Raw genomic sequence first — 23865 nt, 5'->3', positions numbered from 1 at the left:
GCTTTGGCCGAGCCTTAAAATCTCTGTGCTCCTGCACTTGGCACTACAACAGGGGACCCCTCCGCCCCGCGCACCCGCGCACTTTCCTTCATGTTCCCCGTCTGCCTTCCCCATTTGCCTGATGAGTCTCTGACCTCACCTCAAGGGTTCCTCATGACTGCTTCAGGGGGCGTCACGTCCGGGCCGTTAGGCTGCAATCATGAATAAGTTGACCCGAATGATGATGCTCGGCACGGCCCTTGCTGTAGGCGGCGTTTCTACAGCAGAGGCGGCGGGCCTGTCTCCGACGTTGCTGGCCCGTGCCAAAAAAGGCGACCAGACCCAAGTGGGCGTCATCGTGCGCTTCAAGGTCGTGAACGACGCACGGGGCCGCGCCCTGTTCAAGAACCTGCGCGGCCAGTTGGGAGCCAAAATTGCCCAACTTGGCCCTGCTGCTGGGTTCCTGAATCAGGCCATCGCGTCGGGCCGGGCCACCCAACTGTGGCTTGACCAGAGTGTGTACCTGCCCATGACCCCAGTGCAGGCACGCCAGTTGGCCCTGTTGCCCTTCGTGTCAGACGTGTTCGAGAACTTTAAAGTTCAGATTCCCAAGGCCGTGGCTCTCAGCGCTGCTTCCGCGCCTGCGGGCACGCCCTGGCATCTTCAGAGCATCGGTGCACCGCAGGCCTGGGCCGCCGGATTCAAGGGTCAGGGCATCCGCATCGGGCACCTCGACAGCGGCGTAGATCCATCTCACCCGCAACTGAACGGCAAGATTTCCGCCTTCGCCGAATTTAATGCCGAGGGTGACCGCATTGGTACGCAAGCACGCGATTCCTCTAACCACGGCACGCACACGGCGGGCCTGCTGGTGGGCGACACGGTGGGCGTGGCCCCCAGCGCCAAAATTATCAGTGCGCTGGTGCTCCCCAACAACGAGGGCACATTTGCACAGGTGATCGCGGGCATGCAGTACGTCCTCGACCCCGACAACAACGCCGACACCGATGATGGAGCCGACGTGGTGAACATGAGCCTCGGCATTCCCGGCACCTTCGATGAATTCATCGTGCCTGTGCAGAACATGATCAAGGCGGGCGTGGTTCCGGTGTTCGCCATCGGGAACTTTGGCCCCGCCAGCGGCAGCACGGGCAGCCCCGGCAACCTCCCCGACGCGGTGGGTGTGGGCGCAGTCGACCAGAATGGCCAGGTCGCCAGCTTCAGCAGCCGTGGCCCGGTGGCGTGGCAGGGCGCGATCAACGGCGTGTTCATCAAGCCAGATATTGCCGCCCCCGGAGTCGCCATTACCAGCGCCTTCCCCAACGGACAGTACGGCGCACTCAGCGGGTCTTCTCAGGCCAGTCCCATTGCGGCGGGCGCGGTGGCCGTGATGCTGAGCGCCAAACCCGGCACGGGCGTAGACGCAGTTAAAAACGCCCTGTACACCAGCGCCAGCAACGCGGGTAGCAAGAACAACAACGTGGGCTACGGCGTCATCAGTGTGCCCGGTGCACTGGGCAAACTGGGCGTGAACGTGGGCGCTCCTGCACCGGCTCCCACGCCTACGCCGACCCCAACGCCGACCCCCACCCCCACGCCAACTCCGACCCCCACCCCGACGCCTACCCCGCCCGCAGCCGCCCCCACTGGGCCTGCCGGATACACCCTCTGCGCTATCGAAGGTTCCAAGTGCAACTTCAGCGGCCAGAAAGACGCGGCGTTCGGCAACAACGGCAAATACATCACGGGAGTCGCCACCGACGGCTTCAACTGCACGGTGGCCGAGTGGGGCACTGACCCCCTGGTAGGCGTTCGCAAGGGCTGCTTCATCAAAGACCGCCCCGGTACGGCCCCCGCTCCCACGCCTGCCCCGACCCCGGCTCCTGCACCCGCACCCAGTGGCGGCGGCAAGAAGCCCACAGTCCTGCTTGTCGATGACGATATGGGTCAAGGCGCTGATGTCACGGGGGCCCTGCGCGACGCGATCAAGGCCAATGCAGCCTCTGCCTTCCTCTGGAATACCCAGACGCTGGGAGCCATTCCCCTCAGCGAAATGAAGAGTTATGACGTGGTGGTGTGGGCCACGGGTGAGCAGTACCAGAACACCCTGACCGCCGCCGACCAGAACACCCTGCGCCAGTACCTCGCAGGCGGCGGCAAGTTGCTGCTGACTGGCCAGGACGTGGGCTACGACATCGGGGGCAGCGACTTTTACCGCACGACCCTGAAAACCCGCTTTGTGGCCGACAGCAGCGGCACGCCCAAGTTCGTGACCACCGGAGCCTTTGGCAGCACCGCCTTTACCCTGAACGCTCAGGGCAGCGCCGCCAACCAGTTCTACCCCGACGTGATTGCCGACCTGAACGGCAGCAGCACCGTAGCAGGCTGGGGAACCGCTGGAGCGACCGCCGGAACCATTACCGCCCAGAGCATCCGCGTCGACCAGAACCGCACCCGCGCCACCCAGAAGGTGCAAGACCCCCGTGGACTCGTAGAAAAACTGGCAGCCAACATCATCGGCGGCATTTTGAACCAGGTGCTCGGCGGCCAGCAGCCTACGCAGCGCCCCCGCGTGACCGCTCAGAACACCAACGAGAATGCCGGAGCCATCGTCATCAACAATGCAGGCGCATACCGCACTGTGAACATGGGCTTTGGTCTGGAAGGCCTGACGCCCGGCAGCCGCAGCGCCCTGATCAAGACCAGCTTCGACTGGCTGATGAAGTAATTCCGATTGAATCCCGGTTTTTGGGATTCAATCCGAGGGGAGCGAGTGGGAATGGATACGGAGTCCGGGAATTGGACGGAATCCGTATAAGGGAGCACCACTCTAGGTTCATCCAAATCAGCAAGTAGAGGCCAGCCCCAGCGTTGGCCTCTGCTGTTTTTGGTTCGCGCCGCGCTGGCTGGAAGACCTGCCCTTAACCCGTTTTGAGACTGCTCTGAGCCTTCCCTTTGCGCCCGCTTCAGCCTGCCCAAGACCGCCTTTAGGTTGCTCCCATACCCTCCACTGGCCCGGAGAGTACGGTACGGGCATGACGCAACTGACCTTACGAGACATCATGACCCGTGACCTGACCACCGTAGACGGCGGCGCAACCCTGAAGGAAGTAGCCAGCCTGATGCGTGAGCAGGACATCGGCAACGTGCTGGTCATGGACGGCGAACGCCTGGTTGGAATCGTGACTGACCGCGACATCGTGATTCGGGCGGTGGCGTATGGGCACGATCTGGGCAGCGCCATTACCGACTATGCCAGCGGCAACGTGTTTACGATGGATGCCAGCAGCAACGTGCAGGACGCAGCAAAGGAAATGTCGAACCGCCAGTTGCGCCGCCTGCCGATTACCGAGGGCGGCAAAGTGGTGGGCATCGTGGCTCTGGCCGACCTCGCCACCAACGCCACAGGCCGCGCCGATGAGCAGGCGCTTCAGGGCATTAGCCAACCCACGACCTAAACCAGATACCAGAAGGGCCACTTCTCCGCTGTAGAGAAGTGGCCCTTTTTGTCGTGCCTTTACTTGTGTCCTGCTGTTGCCGTTCCCATACCCAGCGCAACGTAAATGCCGCCGGTCACGTATTTCTGCCGCCGTGCCGCCAACGGATTCCCCCGTAGGCGAGTGCCGAGGCTGCCGCCCAACAGGGCATACAGACCGTCACTGCACACAGCCAAACAGATGAACAGCAGGCCAAAGGTCAGGGTTTGCAGGGCCACCGGGCCGCGCTCCGGGTGAACGAACTGCGGCAGGAAAGCCAGAAAAAACATCGCCGTCTTGGGATTCAGCGCGTTGATCAATGCGCCTTGCCAAAACAGCTGCGACATAGATTGAACTTTGGGCAGGGGCAAGCTGCTGTCGGCAACTTCATCCCTCGCAAGCAGTGTGCGAATGCCGATGTAGATCAGGTACGCGGCCCCTAGATATTTGAGGGCGCTGAACAGCACCGCCGACGACAACACGATGGCCGATAGACCGACAGTGGCCGCCAGCACATGCACCAGCCCGCCCGTCTGGACTCCCAGTACCGACAGCAACCCTGCCCGCCGCCCCTGATGCGCCGAACGCGCCACGATGTACAGCACGGCGGGGCCAGGAATAATCAGCAGCGCGAGGGCGGCGACGGCAAACAGAGCCAGCGTGGACAGTTCAGGCATGGCGTTCAGTTATGCAGGTGCGGGGCCAAGAGTCAAGCCTCTTGCTGTGGGGTCAAGCCCCTGACCCTTCTTTGCGCAACTCCCGCAACTTCCGGTACAACTCTTTTTCCTCATCGGTCAGCGTTTTGGGCAGCGTGATGTTCAGGCGCACGTACAGGTCGCCGCGCCCGCCATCTTTTTTGGGCCAGCCCTGCCCGCGCAGACGCATGCGTTGGCCGCCGCTGCTGCCGGGGGGCACGCTCAGTTTGCCTTTGCCGTTCAGCGTTTGCACGGTAATGTCTCCGCCTAGCGCGGCCACAGGTGCAGGCACTTCGGCGTTGGTGGTCAGGTCGTCGCCGTCCAGATCAAAGCGGCCATCTTCCAGCACCCGGATGGTCAGCAGAATATCGCCGCCGCCCGGCCCTTGCCCTGCCAGCCGCAGCCGAGCGCCGTCGCGGGTGCCGGGGGGAACGCGCAGGCTCAGGCGTTTGCCGTCCACGTTGATCACTTCGTCGGAGCCAGAGAACGCCTCGGCCAGCGTGACCTGCAACTCGCCTTCCACGTTTTGCACGAATCTTCTGCCCTGAGTGCCGCCCACGCCGCCCAACAGGTCTTCCAGATTCACCTGAGCGCCGCCGGGAAAGCCTGCCCCGCCCGCACCGGGTCGCCGCCCACCCGTGCCGCCAAACAAGCCCTGAAAAAAGTCGCTGAACTGGCTGGCATCGAAACCCCCGAAATCTCCGCCCTGAAAGCCACCGCCGCTCCCGTAGCCGGGGGGAACCTGTCCGGTGTGCCCGAACTGGTCATACACCTTGCGTTTTTCGGGGTCGCTCAGTACGGCATACGCCTCGCCAATTTCCTTAAACTTCTCGCCAGAAGCCGCGTCCCCCGCATTCTTGTCGGGGTGAAACTGCTTGGCCATCTTGCGGTAAGCAGTTTTGATGTCAGCGTCGGACGCACTGCGGGACACGCCCAGCACGTCGTAATAGTCTTTGTAGGCCATGTGGGGCGTCTCCTTTTAAAGTCTGAGAGCGTCTAAGGGTGCTGTGCCTAAGGGCTAAAGGGTCGAGGGTGCTCGTGCTGTTCGAACCCTCTAGCGTTCCGGCGCGGGGGGTTCTTAGACCCTCGACCCTTAGACGTGTTGTTGTGGGAATCCCGGAGCCTACCGCCCCGTAAACCCAGCCCCGCCCAGCACCAGTTCCAGATACAGGGCCTCTACTTTGGCCCGCGCCCAGGGTGTGCGGCGCAGGAATTTCAGGCTGCTCTGCATGCTGGGGTTCAGTTCGAAGCAGCGCACGGGCACGCGGTCTGCCATACCTTCCCAGCCATAAGCGTCCACCAGCCGCTCTAGAATCTGCGCCAGCGTAACGCCGTGCATGGGGTCGGAAGGCATGGAATCAGGGGCAGTCATAGGTGGCCTCAGCCCTGCTTGCTGACCACCACGCGGGCGGGCCGCACCAAGCGGTCACCCATGCGGAAGCCCAACTGATAGACCTGCACGATCACGTCGTCGTCGTCGCCGGGAACCACTTGCAGCGCCTCGTGCCACTGGGGATCGAAGGTTTCGCCCTCGCGCCCGGTCACTTCCAGACCCAGCCCGCCGAACACGCGCAGCATGGTGGCCTGCACGGCCTGCATCCCCGGAATCAGTTTGGTGGGGTCGGCCACGCCCATGCTTACGGCGCGGTCAAGGTCGTCGTACACAGGCATCAGGCTTTCGGCGGCCTTGGCAATGCCCTGTCCCTGCGCGGCGTCCACTTCGCCCTGTAGGCGGCGGCGCTGGCTCTCGAAGTCGGCGGCAAGGCGGGCGAGGCGGCCCTTCAGGTCGGCATTTTCCTTCTCCAACTCGTCGGCCTGTTGTAGTTTCGCCATCATTTCCTGCACCTGCCCGAACATATTTTCGTCCATCCCGGGGAAGCCGCCGTCCTCATCCATCATGTCGGCACCGAGTTCCAGATCTTCTTCCATGTTGTCAGTGTCGGTTTCTGGAATATCCAGCCCGTCCATATCAATCGTCTTGGCGTCTTTCTGGGCCGCTTCGGCCTGCTTGTTATCTCTGGTGTCGTCGTTCTGGGTCATGGGTTTACCTCGTCTGCGGAACATTGGGGGTCAGTTTAGGGTGTGGCGGCATCCAATAGGGGAGAGGGTGGCGTGTAGGCCGTCCTCTCCCCGTTTCAGGTCTTGCTTTCTGGAGTGGGACGCTTGAGTGCGCCGCAGTTGACATTGCGATTTTTCGGAAAATCACCGAAAACTCTCCATTCTCACTGCGGCGCACTCTGTTCGGTACTCGCTCCGCTCGGTCAAGCTCAGGCTTGACTCCGAGAATTTCAGTCAGCCGGTTTGAAATCGGCGTCGATCACGTCGTCGTCTTTCTTGTCTTTGCCCAAGTCCACGCCGCCGCCGTCTGCTGCGGGCGCGGCCTGCTGAGCCGCCGTCATGAATGTGCGGAGTGCTTCTTCCAGGTTCTTCTGGGCGTCGGCAATCTTGGTGTCGTCATCGGTGCGGATGGCTTCTTCGGCCTCGTCGGCAGCAACCTTCAGTGCGTCTTTGGCGCTCTGCTCTGCTCCAGCGCTCTCCTCAATCTGGCTGAGGGCCTGCACGCGCAGGGAGTCGAGGTTGTTGCGCTTCTCCACCTTCTCTTTGCGAACCTTGTCGGCGGCGGCGTTCTGCTCGGCTTCCTTTACCATCTTCTCTACATCGTTCTTGTCGAGAGTCGTGGTGTTGTCGATGCGGATGCTGGCTTCCTTGCCGCTGGTCTTCTCTTTGGCCGTCACGTGCAGAATGCCGTTGGCGTCGATGTCGAAGGTCACTTCGATCTGCGGGCGTCCGGCGGCCATCGGGGGAATACCTTCGAGGTTGAAGCGGCCCAGGCTCTTGTTGTCGCTCGCCATCGGGCGCTCGCCTTGCAGCACGTTGATTTCTACGCCGGGCTGATTGTTGGCCGCCGTCGTGTAGATCTCGGTCTTCTTAGCGGGCACGGTGGTGTTGCGCGTGATCATCGGGGCGATCATGCCGCCCTTCACTTCCACGCCCAGCGTCAGCGGGGTCACGTCCACCAGCACGATGTCGCCGAGGCTACTGTCGCCCATGATGATGCCCGCCTGCACGGCAGCGCCCAGCGCCACAGCTTCGTCGGGGTTCACGGACTCGTTGGGTTCCTTGCCCGTGATGTCCTTCACGATCCGCTTGACGGCAGGAATACGGGTCGAGCCGCCCACCAAGATCACTTCGTCGATGTCGCTGGCGGTCATTTTGGCATCCGCCAACGCCTGCTCGACCGGATGACGCACGCGGCGCAGCAAATCAGCAGTCAATTCCTCAAACTTGGCGCGGGTCAGCGTGCGCTCCAGGTGCTGAGGCGTGCGCGTTTCGGGATCGAAGGTGATGAAGGGCAGGGACACGGTGGTTTCAGAGCCGCTGGACAGTTCGATCTTGGCCTTCTCTGAGGCTTCGATCAGGCGCTGCAACGCCTGCGGGTCTTTGCGGAGGTCGAAGCTGTTTTCCTTCTGAAACTCGGTGGCGAGCCAGTCCACGATGCGCTGATCGAAGTCCGCGCCGCCGAGGTGGGTGTCGCCCGAAGTCGATTTCACTTCGAACACGCCGTCGCCCAGTTCCAGAATCGTCACGTCGAAGGTGCCGCCGCCGAGGTCGAAGACCAGCACGGTTTCGTTGCCCTTGCGCTCCAGTCCGTAGGCCAGAGCTGCGGCGGTGGGCTCGTTGATGACGCGCAGCACGTTCAGGCCTGCAATTTCGCCCGCCTGCTTGGTGGCTTCACGCTGGCTGTTGTCGAAGTAGGCGGGCACGGTGATGACCACGTCCACGATTTTCTCGCCCAGTTTGGCACTGGCGTCGGCCACCAGCTTCCGCAGCACTTCCGCGCTGACCTGTTCGGGGGCGTATTCCTTGCCGTTCACGTCCACCCGCACGCTGCCGCCCGCTCCTTCTTTCACCTTAAAGGGGCTGCGGCCCGCTTCCTGAGACACTTCATCCCAGCGGCGGCCAATAAAACGCTTGATTTCAAAAATAGTCGCCTGCGGGTTCAGCGCGGCCTGACGGCGGGCAATCTGACCCACCAGACGCTCGTCGCCCTTGAACGCCACGACGCTGGGGGTCGTGCGTGCGCCCTCGGCGTTCACGATCACTTCGGGGCGTCCGCCTTCCATCACGGAAATAACGCTGTTGGTGGTTCCCAAATCGATTCCGACTGCTTTTGGCATGTATTTGACTCCTTGAATGGATAAGATTCTGCCGCTGCAAGAACAGCAGTTCTAAACTTGGATCATCATAGGGCCACAGTTGAGAACAGTCAATAGAGTTGAGTGTGGTGCGCTCAACTTCAAGACGGTATGAAGGCAGAGCCTCGGCCCGAACTTTCCCCCTTTTCTTCCATATTCACTCTGCGCTGTCGGCATAGACTGATGCATGTCGCCTGTGGTCAGCCAGCAGATGTGCAGCCCAAGCTCTCAGAGGCCGCACCCATGAAACGTCCCAACTGGATGTGGGGACTGGCGGCCAGCGTAGTGGCTTTGCTGCTGCTCATCAGTGTTGTTACGCCGCGTGGCCGGGGCACCGAACTGCCGCTCACCGAATTTACCGATGCCCTGAACAACAGTACGGTGCAGACGGCGGTGGTGTCGTTCCAGAACAATACGGCGGCCATCAGTGGCGTGCTGGACGACGGGCGTGAGTACCGCACCCGCACCGTAGCCGCTGATCCGCTGATTGCCCTGACGGCGTTGCAGTCGGCAGGCGTCAACGTGACCTACGCGCAGGCGTCCCGCATCAGCGCCCTCACGGTCATCAGTGCGCTGCTGACTTTGGCTCTCATTGGCGGCCTGATCGTGCTGCTGCTGCGTGGGCGGCAAGGCGGCGGCACCGATGCAGCCAGCCAATTTGGGAAGTCCAAAGCGGCGGTGATCGCGGAGGGCCAGATCAAGCAAACCTTTGCCGACGTGGCCGGGTGTGACGAGGCCAAGCAAGATTTACAAGAAGTCGTCGAATTCCTGCGCCACCCCGAGCGCTACCACCAACTCGGCGCACGCATCCCACACGGCGTGCTGTTGGTTGGCCCTCCCGGAAGTGGCAAGACCCTACTCGCTAAGGCTGTCGCAGGCGAAGCCAAAGTCCCCTACTACTCCATCTCCGGCTCAGACTTTGTGGAAATGTTCGTCGGCGTCGGTGCGGCCCGTGTCCGTGACCTGTTCGAGCAGGCGAGGAAGAGTGCGCCCTGCATCGTGTTCATCGACGAGATTGATGCTGTTGGACGCAAACGTGGCGTGAGTTTGCAAGGCGGGAATGACGAACGCGAACAGACGCTCAATCAACTGCTCGTCGAAATGGATGGTTTCGGCAGTGGACAGGAAGTCATTATTCTCGCGGCCACCAATAGGCCGGATGTTTTGGACGCCGCCTTACTTCGGCCCGGACGTTTTGACCGTCAAGTGGTGGTGGACGCGCCGGATGTGCGGGGGCGGGAAATGGTGCTGCGGATTCATGCCCGCAAGAAGCCGTTGGATGCCAGCGTTGATCTAGCATTGGTCGCCAGAAGAACGGCGGGGATGGTGGGGGCTGATCTCGAAAACCTGCTCAATGAAGCGGCATTGCTCGCCGCACGGGAAGGGCGCACGCGGATTACGGGGCGGGATGTGGACGAGGCGCGTGACCGGGTGCTGATGGGGCCGGAACGCCGCAGTCTCGTTGTGCGCGAAGCAGACCGCAAGGTGACCGCCTACCACGAAGTTGGACATGCCCTCGCCGCTCAACTGTTGCCCCACGCAGACAAGGCCCACAAGCTGACCGTCGTGCCGCGTGGCCGTTCTCTGGGTTCGGCCCTGTACACGCCCGAAGACCGGATGCATCACACCCGCGCTGCCCTGCTTGACCTGATTTGTGTGGCGCTGGCAGGACACGCCGCCGAAGACGTGGCCACCGGGCAAGTGACCACCGGAGCGGCCAACGATTTCCAGAAAGCGACCTCCATTGCCCGCCGCATGGTCACGGAATGGGGTATGTCGGGCGCGGGGCAACTGGCGCTCGCGCAGGACAGCAGCAACTACCTCGGCTTTGGCCCCCAGCCCAGCAACTACAGCGATCACACGGCCCAGACCATCGACACCGAAACGGCCCTGATTCTGAATTCGCAGTATGACCGCGCCCACGCCCTGCTGACCGAGCATGCCCACGTGCTGCACCGCCTGACCGACGAACTGATGATCCGCGAAAGCCTCAGCGGAGACGACGTGCGAACCGTGCTGGCAGGCGGCCTACTGCCGGAATTGGAAGCGCCGCCCATCAGCGGTGGCGACGGCCCCGCGCCCAGTGGAGAATTAACACCCGGCCCGGCGTAATTGTTCATCTGACACAAGAAAAAGCACCTGTCGTCCAGTGGGAATGACAGGTGCTTTTTCTAGTACAGCGTTTTGCAATTTAGTAGAGTTAGTTATGCCTCGCCCTCTGCTGTACAAAGTGGATTTGAGCCCTGAGCAGGAACAGACTCTCAAAGCCATCACAACGAAAGGGACCCACAAGGCGCGGGTCATGACCCGCGCTCAGATCTTGCTGATGGCCCATCGGCAACTGGGTGATCTGGCGATCAAGGAAGCCCTGGGGATCAGTGTGCAGATGGTGCAGTCGATCCGAAAACACTTCGTGCTCGGAGGGTTGGACGCGGCGCTCTATGATGCCCCGCATACCGGCCGACCCGCGAAATTTACGGGCCAGGATCGGGCGGCCATCACGGCACTGGCGTGCCGTGAGGCCCCGACAGGCCATGCCCAGTGGAGTATTCGCCTGCTGGCTGAAAAAGCCGTGGAATTGAACGTGGTGGACGGCATTGCGCCGTCCACGGTGTTCTACATCCTGAAAAAAACGCGGTCCAGCCGCACCGCAAAAGGCAGTGGTGCATCGCGCAGCTGACGGCAAAATTCCTGTGTGAGATGGAGCGTGTCCTCGACGTGTATGTCCGGCCCTACGATGAGTGCTTCCCGGTGTTGTGCTTCGATGAGCAGCCCTGTTTCCTGATCGGCGACGTGATGGCCCCGGTTCCAATGGAACCGGGACGAGTTGCAAAGCAAGATTATGAATACGAACGATTCGGGAGCGGCGCGGTGCTGCTCGCGGTGGAGCCTCGGACGGGTCGACGGTTCGTCAAGGTGTGTGCCCGACGAACGGCCGAGGAATACACGGCATTCATGGAGGAGCTGGAACGGGCCTACCCAGCAGCGGTACAGATCACCCTGGTGCAGGACAACCTCAATACCCATCATGGGGGCAGCTTCTACAAGTGGATGTCCCCAGAACAGGCCCACCGGTTGATGGGCCGATTCGAGTGGATCTACACGCCGAAACACGCCTCTTGGTTAAACATGGCGGAGTTGGAATTCAGCGCTCTTCAGCGGCAGTGTTGACATCGGCGGATTCCTTCGCTGGAACGACTTCGTTCCGAAGTCGAGGCGTGGGTGGCCGCGCGTTCACGCGCGGCCATCACGCTCAACTGGCAGTTCTCGACTCAGGCCGCCCGACGAACCCTTGGATGCCACTATGAAACCATTCGTATTAATTGAACGCTGTACTAGGTGCTTTTGACTGCTTAGGCTTTCTGTGCCACTTCCCGCTCTGGCACCGCGCAGGAGCCGTCTTCGCAGCCTTCCGCCACCACAGCCCCAGCCACCGGACTGAGCATGGTCAGGGGAGCGGGGTTCAGTTCGGCCCACAGTTGCTCCAGTGCGCTGCGGAGCACTTCGGCGGGTTGTGCGCCACTGACGCCGTATTTGCCGCCCAGCACAAAGAACGGCACGCCACTGATGCCGTAAGCCTGCGCCTGTGCCTGATCCTGCCGAACCTCGGCGGCGGCCACGTCGGTGTCCAGGGCGGCCCGCACCGCTGCCCCGTCCAGCCCCACTTCGGTGGCCAGTTGCGCCAGCGTATCGCGGCTGCCCACATGTTTGCCCTCAGTAAAATACGCGGCCATCAGGCGTTCTTTCATGGCGTCCTGCTTACCTTCATGGCCGGCCAGATGAATCACCCGGTGGGCATCAAAGGTATTGGTGGGCACCAACCGTTCAAAGTGGTATTCCAGCCCCTCTGCCGCTGCGGTCTGGGTCATGTTGTCCAGCATGGCCTGCGCTCCCGCCGCGCCCTGTCCGTACTTGCTGCCCAGAATGTCGCGCATCAGCCGGGTTTCTTCCACTGGGGCAGAGGGATCAAGCTCGAAGGCGTGCCAGACCACTTCTACGGCGTCCCGGCCAGCAAAACCTTCCAGCGCCGCCTCGAATCGCCGCTTGCCCACGTAGCACCAGGGGCAGGCGATATCCGACCAGATATCCATGCGCAGGGGTTGGGGGCCAGCAGGAAGGGCAGTCATACATTCAGTCTGGCACGTCCGCACAGCCCCGGCAGAGAGCAGGCTTACGAAGCGGATTTGGCCCGCCCCGTACACTGATTTCATGACCTATCAGAAGCCGACAGATGCAGAACTGCGCCAGAACCTCACGCCAGAGCAGTACCGCGTGACCCAGCACGAGGGCACCGAGCGGGCCTACACGGGCGAATACTGGGATCACGACGGCGCGGGCATTTACGTGGATGTGGTATCGGGCGAAGCCCTGTTCAGCAGCCTCGACAAGTACGACGCGGGGTGCGGTTGGCCTTCCTTTACGCGCCCCATTCCCGGCAAGGCCCTGACCGAAAACACCGACTACAAGATCGGTTATGCCCGCACCGAAGTCCGCTCGACTGCCGCAGATTCTCACCTCGGCCACGTCTTCCCCGACGGCCCACAGGAGGCGGGCGGCCTGCGCTACTGCATCAATTCGGCGGCCCTGCGCTTTGTGCCTGCAGAGGAGTTGGAAGCGCAAGGCTACGGAGAATTTGCGGGTCTGTTCAGCAAATAAAGCACCATCGAGAAGGCCGCCCACATCATCGGGGCGGCCTCTTCTCAGCTTGGTGTTACTCGCCGCGTTCGCAGGCGATGCTGTTCTGGTTGCGGTCTAACGCCGTGCGGTAGGCAGGCTCGCCCAATTTGACCGGGGCCACGCCTGCCGCGCGCATTTGGGTACAGGTGCGGTAATACACGGTTCCGTTTCCGGTCAGGCGGGCGCTGCCAGTCACGGGTTTCAGCAGTGACCGGGCCACATACCCTGCCGTGCCTTTATAGGTCGTGCGGCACCACTGGGTAGACCCAGAGCAGGCCACCAGCACCAGCGTGTTTTTGGGCACGGTTCCCAGTACCGCGCCTGTGGTGGTGGGCGTGCGCCGCAAGTTTGCAGTGGCCGTGGTCAGCGCTGTCGCCGCCTCGGACATTCCCATCAAAGCTGCCGCCAATGCCACCATTCGGACGTAAGTTCTCATGAGAGAAAGATGTCACACCCAGATGAAGTGGGGCTGATGGGACGCATTGGGGGAATCTGAAGAGAAGGGGAAGAGGGGGTTGGGCAGGACGTCAATCAGTGAGCTACGCCGGAATTTCAACCCGTGGTGCGCCAGCCTGCGCTGATGCAGTTTCCCCACGTGCAGCAACCATCAGCGCCGTGCCAATCGCCTGTCCAAGCTGGGTCGGCACGGCGTTTCCGATTTGGCGGTATTGGTCGCTGAGGCTGCCGCAAAATTCCCAGTGATCGGGAAAGCCTTGGAGCCGGGCCGATTCGCGCACGCTGAGGGGGCGGTCTTGCATGGGGTGGCACATGTCGGTGGCCTTCTGTGCCGGACTCGTCGTCACGGTGAGCGCGGGTTTATCCCAACTTAGACGGCGGTAAAAGCCGACCTTGCCACCGCCGGAAGAGTACGCGCCGCCCATCGCTTCCATCTGCAGTTCGGGGGGCAGGCTGCGCCAATTGCCGCCTTCAGGCACGAGGCGCAGAAACTTAAGGCGGGCCTCGCTGTACGGCTGAAAGCGGGGTTCCGGGTCGTGCAGGTCGTGCAGGGCGTCACGCAGGGTCAGCCACTTCGGAAGATGCAGGCCGACTTTGCTGTGGGTGGGCGCAGGCAAACTCAGCGCCTCTCCGTCGCGGCTGCCCAAAATCACCACGCGCTGACGGGTCTGGGGCGTGCCGTAATCTGCCGCGTTCAGCAGGCCATATTCGAAGCTGTAGCCGATGCGCCGAAACTCACTAAGAATGACTTCAAAAGCCGAGCCGCGCTGCTCTTCGGGCGTCAGGATTGGGGAGGCCTGGGCCGGGCCGCGTTCGGAAATCGGGCGGTGCTTGAGGGTAGCCGACAGCAGCCCGCGCACATTCTCCATCACGAAAAAACGGGGTTGCAAGCCGTCCACGAGGCGCAAAAAGTCTCTGAACAGGCTGCCGCGTGGGTCGTTGAGGGCTTCCCGGCGTCCAGCAGTGCTGAAAGGCTGACACGGTGGCCCGCCACACCCCGTTCAGGGGTAGCACGGTGTAGGTTTGCCCGCCAAAGCTCTGGCTCAGCGTCGTCCAGTGCACATGAAAAAAGATCACAGCCTCTGGGTAAAGCCGCTCGTAGTGCAGCAGGTCTTTGAGATTGAATGTGACTGTGCGGCCCGGATTCTTGCCCTTGCGCCCCGCTGTAAAAAAAGGCGTGTTCTGGGTCTTCAGGTCGGCGGGCAGCGGCTGATTCCTTGTGGCCCCATAGACAAAATCGATGGCTTTGGGGTTGTCCAATTTGGCTGGATTGATCTGGAGATCGAGGCCCAGTCGTGGGGCCAAGTGGGTCACGAAGGCGTGCTCTTTCTCCAGACCCAGCTTGAACCAATACTGCCGATCTTCGGTGTCATGCAAGTTGCGGAGTCACCCGACCCACTCCTGCAGGCTCTTAACTCCCAACTCTGCCCCCTGTGCCACGACTGTTCGGGCCGCTGCAATCGCCTTCGCTGTCCACTCCGCGCCTTCCCGCGTGGACACAATCGGCACACCGCGTTCTAGCGCCAGTCGCAGCAATTTGGATTCGGTCACGTCAATGAGCAGGTCAGGCAACTTCTCGCCGTCGCGTTCCCTGATGATGCTCAGGCCCGCACCCCCCAGCGTGGCAGCCACCTCATCCAGCCCGCTCCCCAGGAGCAGCGCCGTGCCCGACAGCGGCAGGTAGTTCTTGGCCCCCAATTGCGCCCGGTAAAACGCCAGATACGGATCGGCGTCTATGCCCATACTCTCGCCCGTGCTCTTCATTTCTGGCCCCAGAATGGGCTGCACGCCTGCAAATTTCAGGAACGGCAGGTGAACTTCCTTGACGCTGTACATGTCAGGCGTCGGCGTTTCGGTAAAGCCGATCTGCTCCAGCGTGTGGCCCACAGCGATCCGGGCGGCACTTTTGGCCAGCGCGTGATCGATCGCCTTGGACACGAACGGAACAGTCCGGCTGGCGCGGGGGTTGGCTTCCAGGATGTACGGCAAGCCGTCTTTAATGGCGTACTGCACGTTCATCAGGCCGCGCACGCCCAGCGCGAGGGCCAGTCGTTCCGTCGTCGCCTTCACTTCCGCCAACAGTTCAGCGCTCAGGCTCACCGGGGGCAGCACGCAGGCGCTGTCGCCGCTGTGGATTCCGGCAGCTTCCACGTGTTCCATGATCCCGGCCACCACCGCAATCTGGCCGTCACACAGCGTATCTACGTCCAGTTCCAGCGCCCCTTCCAGAAATTGATCCAGCAGGATGCTCGGCTGGCCTTCCACCGCCGCATACACCTCGTCCAGATAGGTGACCAGTTCTTCCATGCTGCGAACCGTGCGCATGGCGCGGCCCCCCAGCACGTAACTGGGGCGGGCCATCAGCGGGAAACCCAGTTCGGCGGCCAGTGCGCGGGCCTCGGCGGGAGTGGCGGCCACTTTGCCCAGCGGTTGCCGGATGCCCAGTCGCTCGCACAGCGCATTGAAGGAGGCGCGGTCTTCGGCCTCATGAATCGTTTCGGGCGACGTGCCGATAATCGGCGCACCCGCCGCTGCCAAACGTGCGGCCAGCTTCAGCGGCGTCTGCCCGCCCAGTTGCACGATCACGCCCACCGGTTTCTCGTGCTCCACGATGTTCATCACGTCTTCAAAGGTCAGCGGCTCGAAATACAGGCGGTCTGCCGTGTCGTAGTCGGTACTGACCGTTTCCGGGTTGGAATTGATCATGATGGTCTCGTAGCCCGCGTCCTGCAAGGCCCAGACTGCATGAACGGTGGCGTAATCGAACTCCACACCCTGACCGATCCGGTTCGGCCCGCTGCCCAGAATCACCACTTTGGGCTTGTCGGTGTGCGTCACCTCGTCTTCCCATTCGTAGGTGGAGTAGTGATACGGCGTGTGGGCCTCGAATTCGGCGGCGCAGGTGTCCACCGTCTTGTACACGGGCGTCGCTTTGGCTTCCTTACGAATATGGCGCACGTCCAGCTCGCTCAGACCCACCAGTTCACCCAGACGCGCATCGCTGAAGCCGAGGCGTTTGATCTCGCGCCACAGCTCGTATTTCCACTCGGCCATCGGCCCCAGCGCCGCAATTTCACGTTCGGCGGCCACGATTTCGGCCAACTGAGCCAAGAACCAGGGGTCAATCTTGGTGGCGTCGAACAGTTGCTCTAGGGTTTCGCCGCGTCTAAAGAGTTCGATTACCGCTTCCAAGCGGCGAGGATTGCCGTAGAGCAGGCCGCGCAATTCCTCAATGCTCATGGCCGCGAACGCGCCACGCACATCGGATTCTACCGAGCGCATGGCTTTTTGCAGGCTCTCCTTAAAAGTGCGCCCAATCGCCATCACCTCGCCCACGCTCCGCATCTGCGTGCCCAGCGCGTCCGAGGTGCCGGGGAATTTCTCGAAGGCAAAGCGCGGAATCTTGGTCACCACGTAATCGATGCTGGGTTCGAACGACGCGGGCGTGACGCGGGTGATGTCGTTGGTCAGTTCGTCGAGATGGTAGCCCACCGCCAGCAGCGCGGCAATCTTGGCAATCGGGAATCCGGTGGCCTTGCTCGCCAGCGCACTACTGCGGCTCACGCGGGGGTTCATCTCGATCACGATCACGCGGCCATTGGTCGGGTCTACGGCAAACTGAATGTTGCTGCCGCCCGTCGCCACGCCAATTTCCCGAATAATGGCGAGCGACTGATCGCGCAGGCGCTGGTATTCCACGTCGCTGAGGGTCTGCGCGGGGGCCACCGTGATGGAGTCACCGGTATGGACGCCCATCGGGTCAAAGTTTTCGATGCTCGTGATGATGATCACCGTGTCGGCGGTGTCGCGCATCACTTCCAGCTCGTATTCCTTCCAGCCCAGAATGCTTTCTTCCAGCAGCACGGAAGTCACGGGGCTGTCGCGCAGGCCGCCTTCCGTGATCGCCAAGAATTCTTCGTAGGTGTGCGCGATGCCGCCGCCTGTGCCGCCCAGCGTAAAACTGGGCCGAATCACGATGGGCAGGCCGATCTGTTTCTGGTACTCCACAGCCTCTTCCATGCTGTGAACCATCTGGCCGCGTGCCGTTTCTATCCCGATTTTCTTCATGGCGGCCTGAAACAGTTCGCGGTCTTCGCCCTTCTTGATGGCTTCTACGCCCGCGCCGATCAGTTCCACGCCGTATTTTTCCAGCGTGCCGCGCTCATGCAGTTCCATCGCCAGATTCAGGGCGGTCTGGCCGCCCAGCGTGGGCAGCAGGGCGTCCGGTTTTTCTTTGGCAATCACGCGCTCCACGAATTCGGGCGTCAGCGGTTCTAGGTAGGTCGCGTCGGCCAGATCCGGGTCGGTCATGATGGTGGCCGGGTTCGAGTTCACCAGCACCACGCGGTAACCCTCTTTTTTCAGGGCCTTCAGCGCCTGCGTTCCCGAATAGTCGAACTCGGCGGCCTGCCCGATCTGAATAGGGCCGCTACCGAGAATAAGAATCGTCTGGAGGTCAGTTCGCTTAGGCATTCCAGAGAAAGAGTATGGCATGGTTGAGGGCAGAGCGGATGGGAGCAGCATGCAAGGTTATGCAGCGGGCAAGTATTCCTCCGCACTGTTAGCTCGGTCATATAATGAAGGCTGAAATCGGAAATTGAGCACAAGCGTTGGCACGGCTCCCTACGACTCAGGCCCTACACGGCTGAGGCACAGAAAGGTGGGTGAGTGAGAAGAACCGGGAGCGTACTCGTCTGGCTCGCAGAATAGTCGTCCCTTCGGCGACAGTGAAAAGATACCCCGCAACTTCACAGTGCTAAGCGGCGCATTCACTGCGTGTCTGCTGATGTCGTTGCTGATGCTGGTGATCACGGCCTTTTTGCCGCAGATAGATCCGCGCATCTCCGAGATTCAGCTGTTTATCAATGCCTTCGGCTTCCTGGTGGCGCTGATCGCCCTGCTCTGTTTGCACTGGCCTAACTGGGTTCGGCTGATTGAACCGCTGATGGTCACAGGGGTCTTTGCGTACACGATCTTGTGGGACTCTCTGTACCTCATCCTTGCTGTGTTGCCCAGCTGTGAGTTCTTGATCACGCCCGGCCCAGTGTTTTTGCTGGGGGCCGTAATGCTCAGCCTGATGGTGCTGTAGCGGGCGCTCCCTTCCCTGCTCGCCATCCCTTTTCTCTGCATATCCTGCTGACTTGGCTGCTGCTCTCCCGCTTTCCGTGAAGTGAGATTCATTCCGCCCTCCTCGTGACCGAACTGGCCACCCTGACGACCCTGATCCCGCTGATGTTGGTGGGAGAGTATCAACGGGTAGTGATGCTGGCCGAACAGGCGACCCAGTCGGTGCACAATTGGCCGAAACGGATCCGCTCACAGGTACTCTGAGCCGCCGGGGTCTGATGTTGCAGCTCGAACAGGGAGTTGCGCTGATGGCCCTGCTGGATATCGACCATTTCAAATCCATCAACGATACCTACGGGCACGAGCAGGGTGACGCGGTATTACAGGGGCTCGGAGAGTATCTGGCGAGCCTGACGAGCGCCCCTGCGTCCAACCACCAGAGTATTCAGGTCGGGCGCTGAGGGGCGAAGAACTTCTGGTTCTGCGGCACTCCCCCGATGAAGGCGTGGCGGTGTGGGCCGAGCAACTGCGGGCGGGTCTTCAGCGGCTCTATCCCAATGGCCTGCCCATTACGGTCAGTATTGGGGCTGCGGTGCGGTTGCCAGAAGAACCCGCCGCGCAGACCCTAAACGGGCAGATCAATTGATGTATCAGGCCAAATTCGGGGCCTGTAACCGCGTTGCCGTGGCCGCTGAAGAGAGCGGATAAAACGAACTGGCTAGAACGAATCGGCTAGAACGAGTCAGAGTAACTTGGAGTGCTGGCGCATCACACTTACTTCCCCTGCACGGCCCCCCATACCAGCCCCGCCGCTATGGCCCACATCATCACGCCTATCAGCACGTCCAAGACCTGCCATGCACGCGGGTTGTTCATGACGGGGGCGAGTTGCCGCCCGGCCAGTGCCAACCCGAAAAACCACAGCCACGACGCCAACAGGGTGCCGCCCAAAAAGCCCATGCGCCCGCTGTCGCTGAGGCCCGCGCTGGCTCCGCCGATCAGCACGAGGGTGTCGAGGAACACGTGAGGATTGAGGAAGCTGAAGGCAAGAGCAGTGGCCAACACGGCGCGGGGCGACTGCTGCGCCTGTCCTGCCGTTTCGAGGGCGACTGGCTTCCGCGCCGACAGAAAGGAGCGCCAGCCGTACCACAGCAAAAAGGCCGCGCCCGCCAGCGTGCCTACCAACGTCAGGGCCGGACTGCGGGCCAAGAATGCACCGACGCCCAGCACCCCCAACGTGATCAACAGCGAATCGGCCAGCGCACACACGAAGGCGGCCAAAAGCCCATGTTGCCGCGTCAGGCCTTGCCTGAGCACAAAGGCGTTTTGCGGCCCAATCGCCACAATCAGGGAGAGACCGAGGGTCAGACCGCGCAGGAAGGGAGGCACGTCATCCAAGATAGCTGACCGCTACAACTCGGTTTTCTCCCCCTTGTCTGAACTACCCGGCTCCCCGCGCCCCACTTGCGCCCAGACTGCACGTATGCCCGAACTCTTGCCCCGCGCCCGCAATTCTTCGGAGAGTATCTTCTCTCAGATGAGCCGCCTCGCCCTGCACTACGGCGCGGTGAACCTGGGGCAGGGCTTCCCCTCCGACGCGCCCCCGCCCTTCCTGCTGGACGCGGCGCGGGGCGCACTGGGCCGCTGGGATCAGTACGCGCCCCCGGCAGGTTTGCCCATTTTGCGGGGTGCGATTGGGGCCGATTTGGGCATAGATGGTGCAGACGTGGTGGTGACTTCGGGCGCAACCGAGGCGCTGAATGTGCTGGCCCTGTCGCTGTATGGCCCCGGCAATGAGGTGCTGATGCTGGAGCCGGTGTTCGACGTGTATCTGCCTCAGGCGCGGTTGTCAGGAGCCACGCCCGTCACGGTTCCCATGCGCCTGGACGATGTGTCCGGCTGGACGCTGGATCTGGACGCCCTCAAAGCCGCCGTGACGCCCAATACGCGGGCGCTGCTGCTGAACAGTCCGTTCAATCCCACTGGCACGGTCTTCAGCCCTGCCGAATGCGCCGAACTGGTGGCCCTCGCCCGCGCCCACGACCTCTGGATCATCAGCGATGAGGTCTACGACGAACTGTATTTCGGAGACAAGCCCACGTCTTTCCGTGACTTGGCCCCCGAACGCACCTTTACGGTAGGCAGCGCGGGCAAACGCCTGGAAGCGACAGGCTGGCGCGTGGGCTGGATCGCCTGCCCGCCGGGGCTTGCGTCTCTGCTGTCGGCCATTCGCCAAAATGGGTCGTTTTGTGCGCCCACGCCGTTTCAGGTGGCGGTGGCGGCGGCGCTTCCGGTGGCCCGCGAGTCGGGGTTTTATGCAGGGCTGCGGGCAGGGTACGGCCAGCGCATGAACCTGCTGGCCTCCGGGCTGCGGGAATTAGGGGCTACCGTATTTTTGCCCAGTGGTACGTACTTTCTTACGGCCCGGCATTCCCACTGGACAGCCGAAACATTGGTGAAAGAAGCAGGCGTGGCCGTTATTCCCGGCGCGGCCTTTTATGCCCAGCACGCCGCGCCAGAGGGTCTGTTGCGCCTCGCCTTCTGCAAGTCTCAGGCCGAAATAGAGCGGGCGCTGGACAGCCTGGGCAAGTACGCCGTGCAGACCCCTGCCTAACTGTCCCACCCCACCTGGCCACCAGAATGTACAGGCTTCTTAAAGGTTCCCGGCTTTCACAACATGGCGAGCGTCGTTACACTTGCGTTTATGAAGAAGGCTCTGATCGGACTTGCTCTCCTCGCTGCCGCCTCCTCTGCCTCGGCAGCCACGTATGTTGGTGGCTCCATCGGCACAGGCCTGACGGTTCACCTCCAGAACGACCTCGACGCGACCTCGGCGGTTCGGTACGGCCTGAACCTCGACGCCGTGAACCTGTTTCAGGGTGGCGCACTCGCTATCGGCGGCGACGTGGCTTACCTGAACGACATCACTGGTCAGGACTTGGGCGGCCTCAGCCCTTACTACGGCCTCGGCCTCGGCGCGTATGTCTCCTTGGGCAGCCCTACCGGGGTGTCGGTCTACCCCAACGGCATCCTCGGCCTGAAATTCCAGGTCGCTGACCCCATCTCGATCTTCGTGGAGGGCTCGGCTGGCCCCCGCGTCACGATCTCGAGCGGCGGCACGGGCATCGGCTTCGGCTTCGGCGCACGCGTTGGCCTGAACTACCAGTTGCCCTGAGTCTTAGATTCTGATCTGGCCGCCCTGCTTCGTGGGGCGGTTTTTTTGCTGCTTTTGAGCCAAGGATCTAGACAGGTCATCAACCCGATGCTCAATGTCTTCTCACCTTTTTTTATGAAGGCCGTTAGAGTGCCCCAGTGAACAAAACACTCTTGAGCTTGTCTATCCTCGCTGCCTTGTCTGCGGCCTCTCACGCCAGCGCCGCCGAAAAAATCGGGTTCTTTTTCGTGGGCGGCCAATACGAGCGCGACATCAACGCCACCGATTCTTACCGTGTGGGCGTGGGCCTGCCTCTGATCGGCCTGTTCGGTTCCAGCGGTGCTATTGCCTTGTCCGGCGACCTGTCTTACTTGCGTCACACCGCCCCCCTGACGACGGGCGCATTCCAGCCCTACTACGGCGGCGGCCTGGGCCTGGGCGCAGCTCTCGCCACCAACGGCAGCGCTTCTGCCGCTGCTGTTTCTCTGTATCCCAACGTCCTGGGCGGTGCAAACTACGCTTTTACCGATCGGTGGAGCGCCTTTGCAGAGGCTTCGGCTGGCCCCCGCGTGATCTTGGGCGGCGGCGGGGCGAGTATCGGCCTGGGTTTCGGCATCCGCCTGGGCGCAAACTATAAGCTCCGCTAAGTCAGTCCTTCCTTCCCCAAAGAGGCCGCCCCGTGCGGTCTTTTTAATTTTCACCCCGTCCTGTGGCTTGACCCCTCCCCCTGCGCCTGCTACCCTCTGCATACCTATGCGTTAAACGCGCATAACCATACGCTATGACCTTCCTTTCCCCCCGACGCTAAAGCCCCGGCCTTCCTGAATCTAGGATTGGCCGGACGCGCTGCGCCGGGGTTGTCGTGTTGCCCGCTCAATCAACTTCGCCCCCGCCCTGCCCCAAACCGGAGACAATAAGCCATGACCCAAGACCCTGCCCCCACACAAACTGCGCCCAAGCAAAAGATCGTTCTCGCCTACTCCGGTGGGCTGGATACCTCCATCATCCTGAAGTGGCTGCAAACCGAGCGCAACTACGACGTGGTGTGCTTTACCGCTGATCTGGGGCAGGGCGACGAGGTAGAAGAAGCCCGCGTGAAGGCGCTGAATACAGGCGCGGTGGCTGCCTACGCGCTGGATTTGCGCGAAGAATTCGTGCGCGATTACGTGTTCGCCATGTTCCGGAGCAGCGCCTTGTATGAAGGCTATTACCTCTTGGGCACGTCTATTGCCCGCCCTCTGATTGCCAAGAAAATGGTGGAAATTGCCCAGAAGGAAGGCGCGGTGGCAGTGTCGCACGGCGCGACGGGGAAGGGCAACGATCAGGTGCGCTTTGAAATGACGGCCTACGCGCTCCAGCCCGACATCGTGACGGTGGCTCCCTGGCGAGACTGGGAATTTCAGGGCCGCGCCGACCTGGAAGCCTTTGCCCACGAGCACGGCATTCCGGTGCCCACCACCAAAAAAGACCCCTGGAGTACCGACGCCAACATGCTGCATATCTCCTACGAGGGCGGCATTCTGGAAGACCCGTGGACTGAGCCGCCTGCCCATATGTTCAAGCTGACGGTGGCCCCCGAAGCCGCGCCCGACGAGGCGGAATACGTGGAAGTGGAGTTCCTGAACGGCGATCCCGTCGCCATCAACGGCGAGCAACTCAGCCCCGCCGCCCTGCTGACCAAAGCCAACGAAATCGGCGGCAGGCACGGGATTGGCCGCCTTGATCTGGTCGAAAACCGCTTTGTGGGCATGAAATCGCGCGGCGTGTACGAAACGCCCGGTGGCACGCTGCTCTATCACGCCCGCCGCGCCGTTGAAAGCCTGACCCTTGACCGCGAGGTGCTGCACCAGCGCGACGCATTGGCCCCCAAATACGCCGAACTGGTCTACAACGGCTTCTGGTTTGCGCCCGAGCGCGAGGCGCTACAGGTCTACATGGATCACGTGGCCCAGAGCGTCACCGGAACTGCGCGCATCAAGCTGTATAAGGGCAACTGCATCGTGGTGGGCCGTAAAGCCCCCAAGAGCCTGTACGACAAAGACCTGGTGAGCTTTGAGGCGGGCGGCGACTACAACCAGCACGACGCCGGAGCCTTCATCAAGCTGAACGCCCTGCGAATGCGCGTGCAGGCGCGGGTCAAGGCGAAGGCCGCCAAAAAGGACTGA

At 61.9% G+C, this 23865-nt stretch carries 23 protein-coding genes and 1 pseudogene; 14 read left to right on the top strand and 10 right to left on the bottom strand.

Translation table 11 applies throughout. From position 1 onward, the window contains the following. The first annotated feature begins 199 nt into the window (after positions 1–199). Entirely contained in the window at positions 200–2707 is a 2508-nt protein-coding gene (locus tag M1R55_RS05215) for a S8 family serine peptidase (RefSeq protein WP_249393649.1), read from the top strand. 307 nt (positions 2708–3014) lie between these two features. Then, a complete protein-coding gene (locus M1R55_RS05210) occupies positions 3015–3437 on the top strand; it encodes a CBS domain-containing protein (RefSeq protein WP_249393648.1) in 423 nt (140 codons plus the stop codon). A 59-nt stretch (positions 3438–3496) separates the two neighbouring features. Here M1R55_RS05210 and M1R55_RS05205 read toward each other — a convergent pair whose 3' ends face one another. From M1R55_RS05205 to dnaK, 5 genes are all read right to left on the bottom strand, one after another. Next, positions 3497–4132, bottom strand: a complete 636-nt coding sequence (locus M1R55_RS05205; protein WP_249393647.1) for a LysE family translocator — start codon at positions 4130–4132, stop codon at positions 3497–3499. Between the two features lie 52 nt (positions 4133–4184). Continuing rightward, positions 4185–5114 (bottom strand): DnaJ C-terminal domain-containing protein, encoded by a 930-nt coding sequence (locus tag M1R55_RS05200; protein ID WP_249393646.1) that lies wholly within the window; start codon positions 5112–5114, stop codon positions 4185–4187. 159 nt (positions 5115–5273) lie between these two features. Then, on the bottom strand, positions 5274–5522 hold the full coding sequence (locus M1R55_RS05195) for a VF530 family DNA-binding protein (protein ID WP_064013758.1): 249 nt from the start codon (positions 5520–5522) through the stop codon (positions 5274–5276). A gap of 8 nt (positions 5523–5530) precedes the next feature. Further along, complete coding sequence (locus tag M1R55_RS05190) at positions 5531–6190, bottom strand: nucleotide exchange factor GrpE (protein WP_249393645.1); 660 nt, start codon at positions 6188–6190, stop codon at positions 5531–5533. A 248-nt stretch (positions 6191–6438) separates the two neighbouring features. After that, the gene (gene dnaK, locus M1R55_RS05185; RefSeq protein WP_249393644.1) at positions 6439–8328 is read right to left on the bottom strand and encodes a molecular chaperone DnaK; all 1890 of its coding nucleotides are present in this window, start codon (positions 8326–8328) and stop codon (positions 6439–6441) included. 261 nt (positions 8329–8589) lie between these two features. Here dnaK and ftsH point away from each other — a divergent pair, with 261 nt between their 5' ends. From ftsH to M1R55_RS05170, 3 genes are all read left to right on the top strand, one after another. Continuing rightward, positions 8590–10458, top strand: coding sequence for an ATP-dependent zinc metalloprotease FtsH (gene ftsH / locus M1R55_RS05180; RefSeq protein WP_249393643.1), 1869 nt, complete (start codon positions 8590–8592; stop codon positions 10456–10458). A 94-nt stretch (positions 10459–10552) separates the two neighbouring features. Then, complete coding sequence (locus M1R55_RS05175; RefSeq protein ID WP_249393642.1) at positions 10553–11026, top strand: helix-turn-helix domain-containing protein; 474 nt, start codon at positions 10553–10555, stop codon at positions 11024–11026. Beyond that, the gene (locus tag M1R55_RS05170; protein WP_371827180.1) at positions 10924–11517 is read left to right on the top strand and encodes an IS630 family transposase; all 594 of its coding nucleotides are present in this window, start codon (positions 10924–10926) and stop codon (positions 11515–11517) included. Before M1R55_RS05175 ends, M1R55_RS05170 begins: the two co-directional genes overlap by 103 nt. A 182-nt stretch (positions 11518–11699) precedes the next feature. On the opposite strand, the gene M1R55_RS05165 is transcribed toward M1R55_RS05170, so the two are convergent. Further along, entirely contained in the window at positions 11700–12473 is a 774-nt protein-coding gene (locus M1R55_RS05165) for a DsbA family oxidoreductase (RefSeq protein ID WP_249393641.1), read from the bottom strand. Positions 12474–12555: 82 nt separating this feature from the next. Here M1R55_RS05165 and msrB point away from each other — a divergent pair, with 82 nt between their 5' ends. Beyond that, on the top strand, positions 12556–13002 hold the full coding sequence (msrB, locus tag M1R55_RS05160; RefSeq protein ID WP_249393640.1) for a peptide-methionine (R)-S-oxide reductase MsrB: 447 nt from the start codon (positions 12556–12558) through the stop codon (positions 13000–13002). A 55-nt stretch (positions 13003–13057) separates the two neighbouring features. Here the strand turns inward: msrB and M1R55_RS05155 are convergent, their stop codons facing one another. From M1R55_RS05155 to carB, 3 genes and pseudogenes are all read right to left on the bottom strand, one after another. Beyond that, on the bottom strand, positions 13058–13459 hold the full coding sequence (locus M1R55_RS05155; RefSeq protein WP_249393639.1) for an excalibur calcium-binding domain-containing protein: 402 nt from the start codon (positions 13457–13459) through the stop codon (positions 13058–13060). Positions 13460–13562: 103 nt separating this feature from the next. Beyond that, positions 13563–14414 (bottom strand): annotated as a pseudogene (locus tag M1R55_RS05150) (DNA cytosine methyltransferase); the annotation flags it as partial. A gap of 451 nt (positions 14415–14865) precedes the next feature. Continuing rightward, complete coding sequence (gene carB / locus M1R55_RS05145) at positions 14866–17952, bottom strand: carbamoyl-phosphate synthase large subunit (RefSeq protein ID WP_249393638.1); 3087 nt, start codon at positions 17950–17952, stop codon at positions 14866–14868. Between the two features lie 313 nt (positions 17953–18265). On the opposite strand from carB, the gene M1R55_RS05140 reads away from it, so the two are divergent. From M1R55_RS05140 to M1R55_RS05125, 4 genes are all read left to right on the top strand, one after another. Further along, positions 18266–18568: a hypothetical protein gene (locus M1R55_RS05140; protein WP_249393637.1), complete on the top strand. Its 303-nt coding sequence runs from the start codon at positions 18266–18268 to the stop codon at positions 18566–18568. A gap of 104 nt (positions 18569–18672) precedes the next feature. Next, positions 18673–18810: a hypothetical protein gene (locus tag M1R55_RS05135; protein WP_249393636.1), complete on the top strand. Its 138-nt coding sequence runs from the start codon at positions 18673–18675 to the stop codon at positions 18808–18810. Positions 18811–18824: 14 nt separating this feature from the next. Beyond that, on the top strand, positions 18825–19007 hold the full coding sequence (locus M1R55_RS31980; protein WP_305880272.1) for a diguanylate cyclase domain-containing protein: 183 nt from the start codon (positions 18825–18827) through the stop codon (positions 19005–19007). A 44-nt stretch (positions 19008–19051) separates the two neighbouring features. Beyond that, positions 19052–19192, top strand: coding sequence for a hypothetical protein (locus M1R55_RS05125; RefSeq protein ID WP_249393635.1), 141 nt, complete (start codon positions 19052–19054; stop codon positions 19190–19192). Between the two features lie 128 nt (positions 19193–19320). Here M1R55_RS05125 and M1R55_RS05120 read toward each other — a convergent pair whose 3' ends face one another. Beyond that, on the bottom strand, positions 19321–19935 hold the full coding sequence (locus tag M1R55_RS05120; RefSeq protein WP_249393634.1) for a LysE/ArgO family amino acid transporter: 615 nt from the start codon (positions 19933–19935) through the stop codon (positions 19321–19323). A 94-nt stretch (positions 19936–20029) separates the two neighbouring features. Between M1R55_RS05120 and M1R55_RS05115 the strand changes: the two genes are divergently transcribed. The 4 genes from M1R55_RS05115 (at position 20030) to M1R55_RS05100 (ending at position 23865) form a co-directional block, all read left to right on the top strand. Next, positions 20030–21160, top strand: coding sequence for a pyridoxal phosphate-dependent aminotransferase (locus tag M1R55_RS05115; protein ID WP_249393633.1), 1131 nt, complete (start codon positions 20030–20032; stop codon positions 21158–21160). A gap of 90 nt (positions 21161–21250) precedes the next feature. Continuing rightward, entirely contained in the window at positions 21251–21721 is a 471-nt protein-coding gene (locus tag M1R55_RS05110; protein WP_249393632.1) for a hypothetical protein, read from the top strand. Between the two features lie 176 nt (positions 21722–21897). Beyond that, the gene (locus M1R55_RS05105) at positions 21898–22347 is read left to right on the top strand and encodes a hypothetical protein (RefSeq protein WP_249393631.1); all 450 of its coding nucleotides are present in this window, start codon (positions 21898–21900) and stop codon (positions 22345–22347) included. 273 nt (positions 22348–22620) lie between these two features. Then, positions 22621–23865: an argininosuccinate synthase gene (locus M1R55_RS05100; protein WP_249393630.1), complete on the top strand. Its 1245-nt coding sequence runs from the start codon at positions 22621–22623 to the stop codon at positions 23863–23865.

Origin of the sequence: Deinococcus sp. QL22 (genome assembly GCF_023370075.1) — a bacterium.
In the GTDB taxonomy this organism is placed as follows: Bacteria; Deinococcota; Deinococci; order Deinococcales; family Deinococcaceae; genus Deinococcus.
The sequence above is the reverse complement of the archived record's forward strand: the minus strand, read 5'-3'. Positions and strand labels throughout refer to the sequence as shown.